Here is a 16398-nt window from a genome sequence, read left to right as displayed (position 1 = left end):
CGGTCGCCCGCCCTCCCCTAGCATTACTTCTGCGCGACGCCCGAGGCAGCAGCGACTTCAGCGGCGAAGTCCGACGCTTCCTTCTCGATGCCTTCGCCGAGCTGGAAGCGGACATAGTCGACCAGCTTGATCTCCGTGCCGGCGTCCTTGGCGGCCTTGGCCACCACGTCGCTGATCTTGGTCTTGCCGTCCATGACGAACAGCTGGCTGACCAGCGCATGCTCCTTGCGGTACTTGGCAATGCTGCCTTCGACCATCTTGGCGATGATGTCGGCGGGCTTGCCCGATTCGCCGGCCTTTTCGGTGGCGATCGCGCGCTCGCGCTCGATCTCGCCCTCGTCGAGGTCGTTTTCGTTCAAAGCCTTCGGGAAAGCGGCGGCGATATGCATCGCGAGCTGCTTGCCGAGACCCTGAAGCACCTCGTCCGACGCGTCTGATTCGAGCGCGACGAGCACGCCGATCTTGCCGAGGCCGGGCGATGCCTGGTTGTGGACATAGGACACAACCGCGCCCTTGCTCACTTCGAGGCGCTTGGCGCGGCGCAGCGACTGATTCTCACCGATCGTCGCGATGTTGTTGGTCAGCACTTCCGACACGGTCGTGCCCGACGGCATCGCCTCGGCCTTCAGCGCCTCGACATCGCCACCGGTGGCGAGTGCGATCTGCGTGACTTCGCGGACGAACTGCTGGAACTGGTCGTTCTTGGCGACAAAATCGGTTTCCGAATTCACCTCGACCGCCGCGCCCTTGGTGCCGGCGGTGGCAACGCCGACGAGGCCCTCGGCCGCGGTGCGGCTCGACTTCTTCTGAGCGGCTGCCAGACCCTTGGTACGCAGCCAATCCAGCGCGCCGTCCATATCGCCGGCGGTCTCGTTCAGCGCCTTCTTGCAATCCATCATGCCCGCGCCGCTCTTCTCGCGCAGGTCCTTGACCATCGCTGCGGTAACTTCAGCCATGTGCGTAATCCTTATACTCGAATGTGGTTGCGGGCGAGGCAAGGCATCGCCCTACCCCGCCCGCATGACGTTTCAACGACGGGCGTTACGCGTCGATCTGGCGCTCGGTCTCGGTGCCGGCGCCTTCGACGGTCGTGGCGGCCTCCGCTTCCGGCTCGGCAACCTTGGCTTCCGGCTCGGCGGGCGCCTGCACGTCGTCCGGCTGCGCCGCGGGGGTCGGCACGGTCAGCGCCTCCTCGGTCGGGGCGACATCCTGCGCGCCCAGATCGACGCCGCGGCGCGACTGCTGCTCCTGATTGCCACGGGTCGCCGCGATGGCGATCGCTTCGCAATACAGGCGGATGGCACGGCTGGCGTCGTCGTTCGCGGGAACCGGGAAGGCGATGCCGTCGGGCGACACGTTCGAATCGAGGATCGCGACGACGGGAATGCCGAGAGTGTTGGCTTCCTTGATCGCCAGCTCTTCCTTGTTCGCATCGATCACGAACATGACGTCGGGCACGCCGCCCATGTCACGGATGCCGCCCAGCGAAAGCTCCAGCTTCTCCTTCTTGCGGGTGAGCTGCAGCACTTCTTTCTTGGTAAGGCCGTGCGTATCGCCCGAGAGCTGCTCCTCAAGCGACTTCAGCTGGCTGATCGACTTGGAGATCGTCTTCCAGTTGGTGAGCATGCCGCCCAGCCAGCGGTGGTTGACGAAATGCTGGCCCGAACGGCGCGCCGCATCGGCGACGGCATCCTGCGCCTGGCGCTTGGTGCCGACGAACAGGACCTTGCCACCACCGGCGACCGACGACGAGACGAACTCGAGCGCGCGCGCGAAGAGGGGAACGGTCTGCGACAGGTCGAGGATGTGGACGCCGTTACGATCGCCGAAGATGTAAGGCTTCATCTTCGGATTCCAGCGATGCGTCTGGTGGCCGAAGTGCGCACCAGTCTCGATGAGCTGCTGCATGGTGACGACGGGTGCCGCCATAGGATAATTCCTTCCGGTTGAGCCTCTGGGAAGCGGATGACGTCAGCGTTGCGGCCGACGCACCGGGCTATGATGCCTCCCATGCGGGGTTGAGGGGGGCGCCACTAGTCGATCGGACAGCAAGATGCAAGATACACGTTCCCACTTGACACTTGGAACGTAGGTGGAACATAAAGCGACCAGACAGTGGACATGAACGTTCCGATCCTGGTTAAAGACGCTGCAAAGTGTCCGAAACGGAAGAATCTGGTTCAGCCATGGAACTTGCTGACAAATCACTGGTTTAGCGAGTTATCCACAGGTTGCTCGCAGACCTGACCGGGAGTTGGTTCGATGGTTGCAGTGCTTGGTATTGTCGTGTTTGCAGGTGCGTTTCTCACGGCCGTTGGCGTCATCGCTGCGACGGTTGCGCCGCAATGGCGGCGGATCGTCAGCCTGGCGTCGGGCAATGTGGAACCGGCCTTTGCACCCTTGTCTCAGCTTGCTTCGGCAGAGCGCCGGATAGCCGTCAGGCGCTGGGCTTCCGCGCCGCTTCCCGCTGGCGTCAACCCGTTGCGCGCAGCCGCCTGACGCGCGTGTAGCTCGCGATGCTGAACGGGATCGTCAGCAGATAGCATACGCAGATCACACTGAGCGTGTGCCATGGGGCGGAGACCAGAGCGGCCCCGAGCAGAACGACTCCCGCAATTGCCTCGAAGCGCACCGTGCGGCGTAGCTTCAACGACGTCCATGAGAAGGTAGCGACGCTCGATACCATGAGCATGGCGACGAGCGCGACCCAGGGGGCAACGAGCCACGGCGATGCAAATATCGGCTGATCTGTCCAAAACCAGAAGTACATAGGCAGCATGGCGAGACCTGCACCGGCGGGCGCGGGCACCCCGGTCAGGAACCCTGCAGATTTGTGGGGCTGGTCCGTTTCGTCGATCTTGGCGTTGAAGCGCGCTAGCCTGAGTGCGCAGAACACGGCAAGAATAAGGGCGCTGATCCAGCCGAGCCGTGGCAATGCCGCAAGCGACCAAAGATAGAGGATCAGGGCCGGCGCGACGCCAAAGGAAATGGCATCGGACAGGGAATCGAGTTCGGCACCAAAGCGGCTTTCACCATGGAGTAGCCGGGCGATGCGGCCGTCGAGCCCATCCAGTACGCCCGCAACCATGATCATCGCCACTGCACTCTGCCATTCGCCACCAATAGCGAAACGGACGCCGCTGAGGCCGGAACACAGCGCCAATGCGGTGACCGCATTTGGTGCGACGGCGCGAAGCGGCAGACCACGCGGACGGCGCGGCAGACGACGACGGGGCGGAACAGCCGGGTCGCGCTGGTCCATCACTGGGCAATACCGGTGATCGGCGTGCCGCCGACGCGGCCGATGACGGTTTCACCGGCGATCGAACGCTGGCCGAGCGTCACCTGCGGAATGATGTCGTCGGGTAGGAACACGTCGACGCGGCTGCCGAAGCGGATCAGACCGATCCGCTGGCCGGTGGCGACCATGTCGCCCGGCTTGACGAACGGGACGATGCGGCGCGCAACAAGGCCGGCGATCTGGGTGAAGCCGATCCGGCGGCCGTCGCGACCTTCCACGACGATGTGCTGGCGTTCGTTCTCATCCGACGCCTTGTCGAGATCGGCGTTGAGGAACTTGCCGCTGATGTAAACAACTTGACGGATCGTACCTGCGATCGGCGTGCGGTTAATATGAACATCGAACACCGACATGAAGATCGATACGCGGATCAGCGACGCATCCCCCAAGTCGCCGACGAGTTCGCGCGGCACCGGCACCCGTTGGATCATGGTGACCAGCCCATCCGCCGGCGCGATGATGAGGCCTTCGCCAACCGGGGTGGTCCGGATCGGATCGCGGAAGAAAGTGAGCACCCACACCACAACGGCGAGCAGCGGCCAGAACAGCACCTTCGTAACGATCGTAGCGAGCAGGGTGATGCCCAGCGCGATGGCCGCATATTTGTGACCTTCTGGATGTACCGACGGGAAGCGCCACTTGACGGTCGTGGTGGGCAACGGCGTGTGGGGGGGCTTTTCGAGCGATGGCATATCCATGGGGTGTACCCGTGTCGTTCATGCAACACAACGCTCCGGCGGCTCGGACTATCTCCAATGGTTGATCCCCTGCCCGCTTGTGCCTAGACGCATCGGCAAATTCCCCTCCCATAGGACGTGAAAATGGCCAAGATTCAGGTGAAGAACCCGATCGTCGAGATCGACGGCGACGAGATGACGCGGATCATCTGGGAATGGATCCGCGAGCGCCTGATCAAGCCGTACCTCGACATCGAGCTCGACTATTACGACCTCGGTATCGAGCATCGCGATGCGACTGAAGATCGCGTCACGGTCGAGGCGGCCAAGGCGACGCAGAAGCATGGGGTCGCGGTCAAGTGCGCGACGATCACCCCCGACGAGCAGCGCGTCGAGGAGTTCGGCCTGAAGAAGATGTGGAAGTCGCCGAACGGCACGATCCGCAACATCCTGGGCGGCGTCGTCTTCCGCGAACCGATTGTGATCAAGAACGTCCCCCGCCTGATCCCGGGCTGGACGCACCCGATCGTCGTCGGCCGTCACGCGTTCGGCGACCAGTATAAGGCAACCGATTTCCGCGTACCGGGTCCGGGCAAGCTGCGCCTCGTGTTCGAGGGCGACGACGGCACGCTGATCGACGAGGAGGTGTTCCAGTTCCCCTCGTCGGGCGTCGCGATGGGCATGTACAACCTCGATGATTCGATCCGCGACTTCGCCCGCGCGTCGATGCACTATGGTCTCAATCTCAAGTGGCCGGTGTACCTGTCGACCAAGAACACGATCCTCAAGGCCTATGACGGCCGCTTCAAAGACCTGTTCGCCGAGGTGTTCGAGGCCGAGTTCAAGGACAAGTTCAAGGAAGCGGGCATCGTCTACGAACACCGCCTGATCGACGACATGGTCGCATCGGCGCTGAAGTGGAACGGCGAGTTCGTCTGGGCCTGCAAGAACTACGACGGCGACGTGCAGTCGGATCAGGTCGCGCAGGGCTTCGGCTCGCTCGGCCTGATGACCTCGGTGCTGCTGACCCCGGACGGCAAGACGGTCGAGGCAGAGGCGGCGCACGGCACCGTCACGCGCCACTTCCGCCAGCATGAGCAGGGCAAGGCGACGTCGACCAACCCGATCGCGTCGATCTTCGCATGGACCGGCGGCCTGAAGTATCGCGGCAAGTTCGACGAGACGCCCGAAGTGGTGAAATTCGCCGAGACACTGGAGCGTTGCTGCATCGAGTGCGTCGAGAACGGCCAGATGACCAAGGATCTTGCGATCCTGATCGGTCCGGACCAGCCGTGGATGACCACCGAGCAGTTCTTCGAGGCGGTGCGTGCCAATCTCGAAGGCAAGATGGCGAACTGGGGCTAAAGACCTCTCGCCCGTGCGGAAAAGGGGCTCGGGAGCATCGCTTCCGAGCCTCTTTTTGTTTCGCGCTTGCACAATGGCCACTGTTCGGTTCAGCTTGGCGCATGGCCGAAGCCGAACCGATCCTTCGCATGGGCGCCGACGAGAGCCGCGCCGTGACCCTGCCCGCCCGGCCGGAGGCGCTGCGGCTCGATCCGGCGGAAACGGCGGTGGTCGTGATAGACATGCAGAACGCCTATGCGACCGAGGGCGGCTATGTGGACCTTGCCGGGTTCGACATCGCCGGATCAGCGGGGGTGATCGACCGGATCGCGGCGGTGCTCGCCACGGCGCGGGCGGCGGGGATGGCGGTGGTGTTCCTGCAGAACGGCTGGGATCCCGACTATGTCGAGGCGGGTGGGCCGGGTTCGCCCAACTGGCACAAGTCCAACGCACTCAAGACGATGCGCGCACGGCCCGAACTGGCCGGCAAGTTCCTAGCGCGCGGCGGCTGGGATTACGAGCTGGTCGATGCGTTGCAGCCGCAACCCGGTGACATCCGCGTTCACAAGACACGCTATTCCGCCTTCTTCAATTCGCAGCTCGACAGCGTGCTGCGCAGTCGTGGCATCCGCAACATCGTCTTCGTCGGGATCGCCAGCAACGTCTGCGTAGAATCGACGCTGCGCGACGGCTTCCACCTCGAATATTTCGGGGTGATGCTGGAGGATGCGACGCATCATCTCGGGCCGCCGATGATGCAGGAAGCGACCGTCTACAATGTCGAGAAGTTCTTCGGCTGGGTGAGCAGCGTCGCGGATTTCTGCGGCAGCTTCGGCCAGCGGCAGACCGGTCCATCGGGGGAATGAACATGCCGTTCGAAGCGATCAATCCGCCGCAATTCCCGACGCCGATCGCGCCCTATTCGGCCGGCGCAAAGGCCGGGAATACGGTCTATGTCTCGGGCGTGCTCGCGCTCGGCGAAGGCGGTGTGGTGCTGCACGTCGGCGATGCGGCAGCGCAGACCCGCGCGGTGCTCGACACGATCCGCATCACGCTGGAGGCGGCGGGCGCGACGATGGCCGACGTGGCGATGAACCACATCTTCCTCAAGGACTTCGCCGATTATGCCGCGTTCAACGCAGTGTATGCCGAGTATTTTCCTGGTGCGAAGCCTGCGCGTTATTGCGTCAAGGCCGATCTGGTGAAGCCCGACTGCCTCGTCGAGATCGCCAGCGTGGCGCATCTCGCCTGATGCCGCAGGCGGCGGGGCTCCATTACGAGGTGCATGGCGACGCAGGTGCGCCGACGGTATTGCTGTCCCCCGGATTGGGCGGATCGGCGAACTATTGGGCGCCGAACATCGCGGCCCTCGCCCAGCGCCACCGCGTCATCGTCTACGACCATCGGGGCACCGGCCGATCCGCGCGCGAGGTGCCGGGCGACCTGACACTGGAGGCGATCGGGCAGGATATGGTCAGGCTGATGGACGCGCTGGACATCCCGAAAGCCACCCTCATCGGCCACGCGATAGGCGGCATGGCCGGGCTGGCGATCGCACTGGGGCGGCCGGAGCGGCTGGAACGGCTGGTCGTCATCAACGGCTGGGCGAGGCTCGATCCACATAGCGCACGCTGCTTCGACACGCGGCTGGCATTGCTGCGCGACAGCGGCCCGCGCGCGTTCCTGCATGCACAGCCGCTGTTCCTGTATCCGGCGCAATGGATTTCGGATCATCACGATACGTTGCAGGCGGAGGAGGAGGCGATGCTTGCCCATTTTCCCGGCGCGGAGATGGTGCAGCGACGGATCGCGGCGGCACGACGATTCGATATCGCGAACCGCCTGCCGACGATCCACGTGCCGACGCTGATCGTCGTCAGCGAGGACGATATGCTGGTGCCGCCAGCGCAATCCGAGCGGCTGGCGGCGGACATTCCCGACGCGCAACTGGCGCGGATGGCGACAGGTGGACACGCCTGCAACGTCACCCGCGCCGAGCATTTCAACATGTGGCTGCTCGACTGGCTCGACGGCTGAGACGGGAGATCAGGGCATGCAGGTCGGCGTTTTCGTACCCATCAACAACAATGGCTGGCTGATCAGCGAGAACGCACCGCAGTACAAGCCGAGCTTCGACCTGAACAAGGCGATCGCGCTGAGGGCGGAGGAGCACGGCCTCGATTTCCTGCTGTCGATGATCAAGCTACGCGGGTTCGGAGGCAAGACCGAATTCTGGGAATACGGGCTGGAGAGCTTCACGCTGATGGCGGGCTTGGCGGCGGTGACTGAGCGGATCAAGATCTATGCGACCTGCCCCACTCTGGTGATCCCGCCCGCCTTCGCGGCGCGCATGTGCAACACGATCGATTCGATCAGCCACGGACGGTTCGGCCTCAATCTCATCACCGGATGGCAGCCGCCCGAATATACGCAGATGGGAATGTGGCCTGGCGACGAGCATTTTCGCAATCGATACAAGATGCTGGACGAATATGCCCACATCCTGCGCGAGTTGTGGGCTGAGGGTGTTTCCGACTTCAAGGGCGATTACTACCGGATGGAGGATTGCCGGGTGCGGCCGCAGCCGACCGGTGACATGCGCATCATCTGTGCCGGATCGTCGGACGAGGGCCTCGCGTTTTCGGCGAAATGGGCGGATTATGCCTTTTGCCTTGGCAAGGGCGTAAACACGCCGACCGCGTTCGCCTCGAACAACGCCCGGCTGGCGCAGGCGACGGCGAAGACCGGACGGAACGTGTCGGTATTCGTGCTGGTGATGATCATCGCCGCCGAGACCGACGATGCGGCGATGACGAAATGGCGGCATTACAACGCCGGCGTCGATATCGACGCGATCGCGTGGCTTGCCGATCAGGGGGCAAAGGACACCGTCAACACCAGCACCAACGTGCGCCAGCTCGCCGCGCCCGAAGGCGCGGTGAACATCAACATGGGAACGCTGGTGGGCAGCTATGCCAGTGTCGCACGGATGCTGGACGAGATGGCCGCCGTACCGAACACCGGCGGCGTGTTGCTGACGTTCGACGATTTCCTGCAAGGAGTGGAGGATTTCGGAACACGCATCCAGCCGCTGATGACGAGCCGGCGGGACATCCCGTTATAGATCATGTGGCATCATGGGCCATGTGGCGGGAGACCGGCATTCGCCTTTCCCCCGCCGGTATGGGTCGTCGTCAGCGTTGCTGACCCCCATCGCCGTGGTTGCCGTAACCGGCACCGGATTCTTCGGCTTCGTCTGCCGGATTCTGTTCGACGTTCTCGTCTTCCGCCGGTTCGGTCGGGTCGGCCATGATCGTCTCCTGTTGCACCACGCCCCGTGGATCGAGGCTTCAGTCAGAACGGTCGCGACCGACCGGATATCCCCGGCCGGCCGCAAAGATAGGGTCGATCAATGGCTGGCGGTTTCGCCGGCGGCGCGTAGCCCGGCATATTTGCGGGTCAGCGCAGGGATATTCTCGATGACCCAGGCCGCCATACGCTGCTCTTCCGACAACGATTCGCGCAGCAACGCTTGTTGGTTGGTGTACCCGCCGAGGTCGGCGAGCGTCAGCAAGCCGGTATAACTGGCAATCTCGAAATTCTCGAACGCGTAATTGGCGAAGCTGTTCTTGAGGATCTCATCCGGGGCGAAAACGTGCGCGAGCGCGGCCATGTTACCTGACAGGCTGAGGCCCAGGTCCTTGAGCGCCGACGGCCTGGCGTCGAAGCCGGACAGGATTTCATCGATACGACTGATCTGCTGTTCGGTTTCGTTCCGGTGCATGCGCAACTGCTCCGAAACCTCCGGGTAATTGGCGAGGTGATCGAGCTGGCGGTCGATCAACGCAAGCGCCTGATGCTCTACACCGTGCGCGTTCTTGAGGCCGGTGACGAACAGTTCCTGCGCGACGTCCTGATTGGGCGCGGTGGTGGCCATGATCGATGCTCCTGCTGCGTGAGGTTCGCCGACTCAACGGATCGGGTCGCGCAGGGATGCAAGAAAACGTCCTGATTTGCGTTAGTTGACCCGGCGATACACGGTCACGCCGAGGTCACTGGCGATCGGGCGATAATGATCGGCAAGCGCGCGGGCGACGCGCTGCACGGACGGACGGGCCCGATTGCGACGGATGTCGCCGACGGCGATCACCGGTGGCCCGGCGCCGAGGACGCGGGCGACCTCGGCATCCTGATCGACTCCGATCGCACCTGCCTCGCTCGCCTCGACGAGGTGATAGGGGAAGGGATAGCGCGTCGGCAGGCATGATCCGGTGGTGGAATAGAGCGCGGGCGGGGCCTGGAAGACGAACAAGCAACCCTGCCCTCGCGCGCGATCGATCACAGCGGAGAGCTCGGCGAGGCGATGACGGGAATCGGTGCGGTCGCCCCAATGTGGATAGCCGCTGAGCAGCAACAGACCGGCCCCGACTAAACCCGCGACGATCCGCAACGGGCGGCGATCCAGCGCGGCGGCACTGGCGACGGCGAACGGTACGAGCAGCGGCAGCGCGTAATGGTTGAAATAGGGCGGCACCAGCAGCCAGCCGATCGTCGCGGCGATCAGCCAGCCGCACAGAAGCATACGCGTGCGGCCACGCTGCAGCATGGCGCCGCGGATCGCGAGAAGCGCCGGGATGGACAGCACGGCCATGACGCCCACCAGACGGCTCAGGGTCGGATCGTCGGGCGTCATGCGGCGGAGAAAGATGGAGTCGACGTTGGCGAACCACCATGCATCGGCGTGGCCGATCGCGGCGTAGGTCGCATAGGCAATGGCGGTCGGGACCAGCGCTATGGCGACGCAAACGGCGCCGGTGGTGGCTAGGTCGACGATGCTACGACGCCGGTACCATGACGCGGTCAGGATCGTGACGCCGAAGAATACGCCCTCGAACACGATCGTCGGTTTAATCTGAAGCCCGATGCCGGCAAACAGCATCGCCAGCGGCGCGGCGCGGCGTCGGCCGTCGATCGCCTGCGTCGTCAATCCGGCTGCGACGACCATCGCCAGATTGTAGAAGACCGGCGACTGCCCGCCTCGACCGCCGAGCAGTTCGAGCCAGACCAGATAGAGGATACCGGCAGCGAGTGCGCCCGCCGGGGTCGCGATACGACGGGCGAGGCGAGCGATCAGCCCGGCGGTGGCGAACGCGGCGGCAAGTGCGAGCAGGTGACAGGCGACCACCGGATCACCGGGCAGCACGCCGCTGGCGATATAGATCAGGAACAACCCGATCGGCTTGCGGTCCCAGATATCGACGTATGGGACGGCACCGTCCCACATCCTTTGCGCGACGAGCAGGTACATCTGCTCGTCGACGTCGACCAGCGGGTTGCCGACGTCGGGCAACCGCAGCGCGCATGCGACGAGAAACAGGATCAGCCAGATACGCCGCGGGGTCATGCACGCCCCTCATGCCGCAAGATGGTTAGCGATGCGATAAGATCAGAACAGTTCGCCCTGCGCGCCGGCGGGCGGGCGGAACAGATCCGTGCGAAGGGGTGGCGGCCGGTGAACGAGGCCGTGCTTGCGCGTGGCGATCCGGAAGCGGGTTCGCAGCAGGTCCGCCCATGGCCCCGATCCGCGCATACGGGTAAAGAATTCCGGGTCGTTGTCCTTGCCGCCGCGGAGGGAGGCGATCGTGGCCATGACCTTGCCGGCGCGATCCGGAAAGTGGGTGTCGAGCCACTCACGGAACAGCGGCGCGACTTCATGCGGCAGGCGGACGGGGATGAAGAAGCAGGCGCGCGCGCCCGCCCCGGCCGCGCGCGCGACGAGATGCTCCAGTTCGTGATCAGTGATCGCCGGGATGATCGGCGCAATAGAGACATAGACGGGAACGCCGGCGACGGCGAGCGCGCGCACCGCCTTCAGCCGGCGTTCGGGGTGAGGCGCGCGCGGTTCGATGGTGCTGGCGATCTTCGGATCGAGCGAGGTGATCGACATGGCGACGCCGGCGAGGCCTTTCGCCGCCATGTCGGCCAGCAGGTCGATATCGCGCACGACGCGGTCGGATTTGGTGGTGATAGTGAGCGGATGGTCGGTCGCGTGCAGCACCTCGATGATGCTGCGGGTGATCCGCCAGTCGCTTTCGATCGGCTGATAGGGATCGGTATTGGTGCCGAGCGCGATCGGCGCGACGGTGTAGCCGGGCTTTCGCAACTCGGCACGGAGCAGATCGGCGGCTTCCGGCTTGGCGAACAGGCGCGATTCGAAGTCGAGGCCGGGGGAGAGATCGTGGAACGCATGCGTGGGACGCGCGAAGCAGTAGATGCAGCCGTGCTCGCAACCACGATATGGATTGATCGAGCGATCGAAGCCGATGTCGGGCGAGGTGTTGCGACTGATGATCGTGCGAGGATGTTCGACCGTGACGGTGGTGCGCAGGCGTGCCGGGGCGCCATCGACGTCACCGCGCGCGTCCAGCCAGTCGCCGTCCGCCTCCGTCTGCGGCAGGTTGAAGCGGCGGCTATCCGTGTTGACGGTCGCACCGCGGATCGGGCGTTTGGCATGGGCCATTGCGTATCGCTAGGCGGCGATATAGAACATAGCAAGAACTTTGCTGGAAGGACGCAGGCGATGGCACGGATGAACTATCTCGAGCTGCCGGTGGCGGATACGGCGCGGGCGAAGGCCTTCTACGGCGCCGCGTTTGGTTGGGCGTTCAGCGACTTCGGGCCGACCTATGCCGCCACGGTGACGGGCGATACCGACGTGGGATTTCAGGCGGATTACGCACAGAAGACCGCAGCGGCGTTGCCGGTGATCGAGGTCGAGGATGTCGATGCGGCGCTAGCTGCGGTGGAAGCGGCCGGTGGGCAGGTGACGGTCGCTACCTTCGCATTTCCGGGCGGGCGGCGGTTCCACTTCGCCGATCCGGACGGGCACGAACTGGCTGTGATGCAGGTCGCCTGAACTCAGCGCTCCGTCAGGCGGGGCATCAGCTCGACGAAGTTGCAGGGGCGGTGGCGCCTGTCGAGCTGGTCGGCGAGGATGCCGTCCCAGCCGTCCTTCACCGCGCCGGTGGAGCCGGGAAGCGCGAAGATGTAGGTGCCGCGGGCAACGCAGGCGCAGGCGCGGGACTGAACGGTCGACGTGCCGATCTTGGCGTAGCTAAGATAGCGGAACAGTTCGCCGAAGCCGGGGATCATCTTGGTGGCGACGCGCTCGATCGCCTCGGGCGTGACGTCGCGACCGGTGACCCCGGTGCCGCCGGTGGTGATGACGCAATCGACCGTCTCGTCGTCGACCCAGCGGTGAAGCCGGGTGACGATCGCGTCGGTGTCGTCGCGCAGGATGTCGCGGTCCACCAGAACGTGGCCGGCGGTGGTCAGGCGTTCGACCAGCGTGTCGCCGGAGCGATCCTCGGCAAGGCTGCGGGTGTCGCTGACCGTGAGGACGGCGATGTTGACCGGACGGAACGGGAGGCTGGTGTCGATCGGCATGGACTTCGGCTTTCGTACGTCAGGCATCCGGGCAGCGGATGCCGTCTACCCCACGGATCGAAGCTGCGACGCTACCCGGTCGAGCGCGACGTCCGTCACACCGGGGATCGTCTGGATCGCCTCGACCAGCTCCATGTCGAGCAGGAAATCGCGACCGAGCAGAACCACGGCCTCGCCATCGCCGACCGGGATGCGCGCCCTCACCTCGCCGCGGGCGCCGCGGTGCTGGGCGAGCAGTCTGGATAGCGCCTCGAAACCGGCGGCATGCGCGACCTTCGCCTCGATGGTGAAGCGGGCGATCGAGGCGAGCGTCTCGAACGGCTGGATGCGCTTGATCGAGACGCGGGGGGTTTCCTCGCCCGGGCGGCGATCGAGTTCGACGGTGATGAGGCCGCAGCCCCCCGCGCGGGCGGCGTCCTCCAGCTCGGCGGCGACCGAATCGTCGAAGCAGGTCGCGATGAACTGACCGCTGGCGTCCGACACGGTCGCCATCATGTAGCGCTTGCCGCGCGCCGAGGTGCGCCAGCGCGCATCCTCGACCAGCACGGCCATCGTCGCGCCGGCGCGGGTGCCGTCCTCGGGGATGCGGAGTTCAGTGAGCGCGACATACTGGCGGGCGCCGTGCATCTTGGCGAGATGGGCGTGGCGATCGACCGGGTGGGCGGAGAAGTAGAAGCCGAACGCCTCCTTTTCCTGCTCCATCGCATCGGCCATCGTCCAGCGTGCTGATGCGGGCAGTTTGATCGCGTCGCCGGCGACGTCCTCGGCACCGAACAGGCCGTGTTGGCCGCTGGTCTTGCCCTCGTGCGTGCGGGCGGCGACGGCGAGGATCGTCTCGGCGACCGCGTGGATGCCGGCGCGGTTGGTGTCGAAACAGTCGAACGTGCCGCTGGCGGCGAGCGTTTCGAGTTGGCGCTTGTTGATGAGGCGCGGGTCGACGCGGGTGGCGAGGTCGTCGATGCTCTTGAACGGGCCGTTGGTGGAGCGTTCGACGACGAGGCGTTCCATCGCGCCCTCGCCGACCGATTTGAGCGCGGCGAGGGCGTAGCGGACGGCGAGGCCGTCCGGTGTTTCCTCGACATCGAATTCGGCGTCGGACTTGTTGATGTCGGGGCCGCAGATCGTCACGCCGAGGCGTCGCATGTCGTCGACGAAGATGCAGAGCTTGTCGGTCTGCGCCATGTCGTAGCACATCGAGGCGGCATAGAATTCGTGCGGGTGATGCGCCTTCAGCCACGCGGTCTGATAGGCGAGCAGCGCGTACGCCGCGGCGTGGCTCTTGTTGAAACCATAGCCGGCGAACTTGTCGATCAAGTCGAACAGCTCGTTGGCCTTCGCCTTCGGGATCTGGTTCACCTTGGCGCAGCCTTCGACGAAGATCGCGCGCTGTGCGTCCATCTCGGCCTTGATCTTCTTGCCCATCGCGCGGCGCAGCAGATCGGCGCCGCCGAGCGAGAAGCCCGCCAGGATCTGCGCGGCCTGCATCACCTGTTCCTGGTAGACGAAGATGCCGTACGTCTCGGCGAGGATCGGCTCGAGCGCGGGGTGCGGGTAGACGATCGGCTCGGTTCCCTGCTTGCGGCGGCCGAAGCTCGGGATATTGTCCATCGGGCCGGGGCGGTAGAGCGAGACGAGCGCGATGATGTCGCCGAAGTTGGTCGGGCGAACGGCCGACAGCGTGCGGCGCATGCCTTCCGATTCCAGCTGGAAGACGCCGACGGTGTCGCCCTTCTGGAGCAGTTTGTAGACTGCCTCGTCGTCCCACAGCAGCGCATCGAGATCGACGGTGATGCCGCGCTTGGCGAGCAGCTGCACCGCCTTCTTGAGGACCGACAGCGTCTTCAGACCGAGGAAGTCGAACTTCACCAGCCCTGCGCCCTCGACATATTTCATGTCGAACTGCGTGACGGGCATGTCCGAACGCGGATCGCGATAGAGCGGGACCAGCTGGGCGAGCGGACGGTCGCCGATCACCACGCCGGCGGCGTGGGTCGACGAATGGCGCGGCAGGCCTTCGAGCTTGGTGGCGAGGTCGAGCAGGCGGCGGACCTGATTGTCGTTCGAATATTCCTTGGCAAGCTCCGGCACGCCGTTGAGCGCGCGCTTGAGGTCCCACGGATCGGTCGGGTGGTTGGGCACCAGCTTGGCGAGGCGGTCGACCTGGCCATAGCTCATCTGGAGCACGCGGCCGGTGTCCTTGAGCACCGCGCGCGCCTTCAGCTTACCGAAGGTGATGATCTGCGCGACCTGATCGCGGCCGTATTTCTCCTGCACGTACCGGATCACCTCGCCGCGACGGGTTTCGCAGAAGTCGATGTCGAAGTCGGGCATCGACACGCGTTCCGGGTTGAGGAAGCGTTCGAACAGCAGGCCGAGCTTCATCGGATCGAGGTCGGTGATCGTCAGCGCCCAGGCGACGACCGATCCTGCGCCCGAGCCACGCCCCGGACCCACCGGAATGTCGTGATCCTTCGCCCATTTGATGAAGTCGCCGACGATCAGGAAATAGCCGGGGAAGCCCATCTGGACGATGACGTCGACCTCGAACGCCAGCCGCTTGCGATAGACGTCGCGCCAGTCCGGATCGTCGGCAGGCTGCGTGCCGAGTTGTTCGATCCGGTCGAGCCGCGCCTCCAGTCCTGCCTCCGCCTCGGAACGCAGCATCGCCGCCTCGCCATCACGATCGCCGGCGAGGCTGGGCAGGATCGGCTTGCGGTACGGCGCCATCACTGCGCAGCGTTGCGCAACCACCAGCGTGTTCTCGATCGCCTCGGGCAAATCGGAGAACAGCTGCTTCATCGTCTCGGCGGGTTTCAGCCACGCGTCGGGACAGGAGCGGATGCGGTCCTCGCTTTCGACATAGGTCGAATGCGCAATGCAGAGCATGGCGTCGTGCGCGTCGAGAAAGGCGCTGTCCGAGAAGCAGCAGGGGTTGGTCGCGACCAGCGGCAGATTGCGGTCGTAGGCGAGATCGATCAGCGCCTGTTCGGCCGCGTCCTCGATCGCATCGCCGCGTCTGGCAAGCTCGATATAGAGCCGGTCGGGGAACAGCGCCTGAAGGCGGTCGATATAGTCGGTCGCGCGGGCTGGCTGGTCCTCGTGGTACAGACGGGCAAGTGCCCCCTCACCGCCCGCCGTCAATGCGATCAGGCCATCGGTGCGCCCTTCGAGCGCGGCGAAATCGACGTGCGCCGGCAGTTCGATCGGGCGATCGAGGTGCGCACGGCTGACGAGCGCGCAAAGGTTGTCGTAGCCGGTCATGTCCTGCGCATAGAGCGCGATCCAGTCGAGCGGTGCGACGACGCCGTCGGGCATGCCGGGCCGGGCGACGCACAGCATCGTGCCGATCACCGGCTGTACGCCGTCTTTCTTCGCGGCATCGGAGAACGCCATCGCCGCATAGAGCCCGTTCCGATCGGTCAGGCCGGCGGCGGGAAAGTGCATCGCCTTCGCCTGCTTGGCGATCGCCTTGGGCTCGATCGCCCCGTCGAGCATCGTGTAGGACGAGAATATGCGGAGCGGCACGAAACCGGAATGGGCCATGGAAGGGCGTTAGCCGAGGCCGCGTGATTCGAACAGGCGGCGGGAGGAACCGGCGGTGGATAACTCCGTTGGCGCGGTGAACGGAGA

16 protein-coding genes are annotated in these 16398 nt (G+C 64.8%); 7 read left to right on the top strand and 9 right to left on the bottom strand.

From position 1 onward, the window contains the following. Positions 1-23: 23 nt before the first annotated feature. Positions 24-956: a translation elongation factor Ts gene (gene tsf / locus NF699_01990; GenBank protein ID USU05495.1), complete on the bottom strand. Its 933-nt coding sequence runs from the start codon at positions 954-956 to the stop codon at positions 24-26. Between the two features lie 85 nt (positions 957-1041). Next, positions 1042-1929, bottom strand: coding sequence for a 30S ribosomal protein S2 (gene rpsB / locus NF699_01985; protein USU05494.1), 888 nt, complete (start codon positions 1927-1929; stop codon positions 1042-1044). Positions 1930-2262: 333 nt separating this feature from the next. Here rpsB and NF699_01980 point away from each other — a divergent pair, with 333 nt between their 5' ends. Continuing rightward, positions 2263-2499: a hypothetical protein gene (locus NF699_01980; GenBank protein USU05493.1), complete on the top strand. Its 237-nt coding sequence runs from the start codon at positions 2263-2265 to the stop codon at positions 2497-2499. Here NF699_01980 and NF699_01975 read toward each other — a convergent pair. Next, positions 2474-3262, bottom strand: a complete 789-nt coding sequence (locus tag NF699_01975) for a phosphatidylcholine/phosphatidylserine synthase (protein USU05492.1) — start codon at positions 3260-3262, stop codon at positions 2474-2476. The two genes, NF699_01980 and NF699_01975, sit on opposite strands and share 26 nt — an antisense overlap. After that, the gene (locus NF699_01970) at positions 3262-3993 is read right to left on the bottom strand and encodes a phosphatidylserine decarboxylase (GenBank protein USU06961.1); all 732 of its coding nucleotides are present in this window, start codon (positions 3991-3993) and stop codon (positions 3262-3264) included. Before NF699_01970 ends, NF699_01975 begins: the two co-directional genes overlap by 1 nt. A gap of 129 nt (positions 3994-4122) precedes the next feature. Between NF699_01970 and NF699_01965 the strand changes: the two genes are divergently transcribed. From NF699_01965 to rutA, 5 genes are all read left to right on the top strand, one after another. Continuing rightward, the gene (locus NF699_01965) at positions 4123-5343 is read left to right on the top strand and encodes an NADP-dependent isocitrate dehydrogenase (GenBank protein ID USU05491.1); all 1221 of its coding nucleotides are present in this window, start codon (positions 4123-4125) and stop codon (positions 5341-5343) included. A 101-nt stretch (positions 5344-5444) separates the two neighbouring features. Further along, the gene (rutB, locus tag NF699_01960) at positions 5445-6188 is read left to right on the top strand and encodes a pyrimidine utilization protein B (protein USU05490.1); all 744 of its coding nucleotides are present in this window, start codon (positions 5445-5447) and stop codon (positions 6186-6188) included. Between the two features lie 2 nt (positions 6189-6190). Beyond that, positions 6191-6574 carry a pyrimidine utilization protein C gene (gene rutC, locus NF699_01955; GenBank protein ID USU05489.1) on the top strand — a complete coding sequence of 128 codons (384 nt, stop codon included), beginning with the start codon at positions 6191-6193 and terminating at the stop codon, positions 6572-6574. Next, complete coding sequence (gene rutD, locus NF699_01950) at positions 6574-7359, top strand: pyrimidine utilization protein D (protein USU05488.1); 786 nt, start codon at positions 6574-6576, stop codon at positions 7357-7359. Before rutC ends, rutD begins: the two co-directional genes overlap by 1 nt. Positions 7360-7375: 16 nt before the next feature. Then, on the top strand, positions 7376-8446 hold the full coding sequence (gene rutA / locus NF699_01945; GenBank protein USU05487.1) for a pyrimidine utilization protein A: 1071 nt from the start codon (positions 7376-7378) through the stop codon (positions 8444-8446). 285 nt (positions 8447-8731) lie between these two features. On the opposite strand, the gene NF699_01940 is transcribed toward rutA, so the two are convergent. The 3 genes from NF699_01940 to NF699_01930 all read right to left on the bottom strand — a co-directional run bounded on the left by NF699_01940 (position 8732) and on the right by NF699_01930 (position 11842). Further along, on the bottom strand, positions 8732-9259 hold the full coding sequence (locus NF699_01940; protein USU05486.1) for a ferritin-like domain-containing protein: 528 nt from the start codon (positions 9257-9259) through the stop codon (positions 8732-8734). Positions 9260-9340: 81 nt separating this feature from the next. After that, complete coding sequence (locus tag NF699_01935; GenBank protein USU05485.1) at positions 9341-10726, bottom strand: hypothetical protein; 1386 nt, start codon at positions 10724-10726, stop codon at positions 9341-9343. 42 nt (positions 10727-10768) lie between these two features. Then, positions 10769-11842 carry a PA0069 family radical SAM protein gene (locus tag NF699_01930; protein ID USU05484.1) on the bottom strand — a complete coding sequence of 358 codons (1074 nt, stop codon included), beginning with the start codon at positions 11840-11842 and terminating at the stop codon, positions 10769-10771. 60 nt (positions 11843-11902) lie between these two features. Between NF699_01930 and NF699_01925 the strand changes: the two genes are divergently transcribed. Further along, positions 11903-12238: a VOC family protein gene (locus NF699_01925; GenBank protein USU05483.1), complete on the top strand. Its 336-nt coding sequence runs from the start codon at positions 11903-11905 to the stop codon at positions 12236-12238. A gap of 2 nt (positions 12239-12240) precedes the next feature. On the opposite strand, the gene moaB is transcribed toward NF699_01925, so the two are convergent. Beyond that, on the bottom strand, positions 12241-12768 hold the full coding sequence (gene moaB / locus NF699_01920; GenBank protein USU05482.1) for a molybdenum cofactor biosynthesis protein B: 528 nt from the start codon (positions 12766-12768) through the stop codon (positions 12241-12243). A 45-nt stretch (positions 12769-12813) separates the two neighbouring features. After that, the gene (gene dnaE / locus NF699_01915; GenBank protein ID USU05481.1) at positions 12814-16311 is read right to left on the bottom strand and encodes a DNA polymerase III subunit alpha; all 3498 of its coding nucleotides are present in this window, start codon (positions 16309-16311) and stop codon (positions 12814-12816) included. Between the last annotated feature and the right edge of the window lie 87 nt (positions 16312-16398).

This window comes from Sphingomonadaceae bacterium OTU29LAMAA1 (genome assembly GCA_024072375.1).
Lineage (GTDB): Bacteria > Pseudomonadota > Alphaproteobacteria > Sphingomonadales > Sphingomonadaceae > Sphingomonas.
The sequence above is the reverse complement of the archived record's forward strand: the minus strand, read 5'-3'. Positions and strand labels throughout refer to the sequence as shown.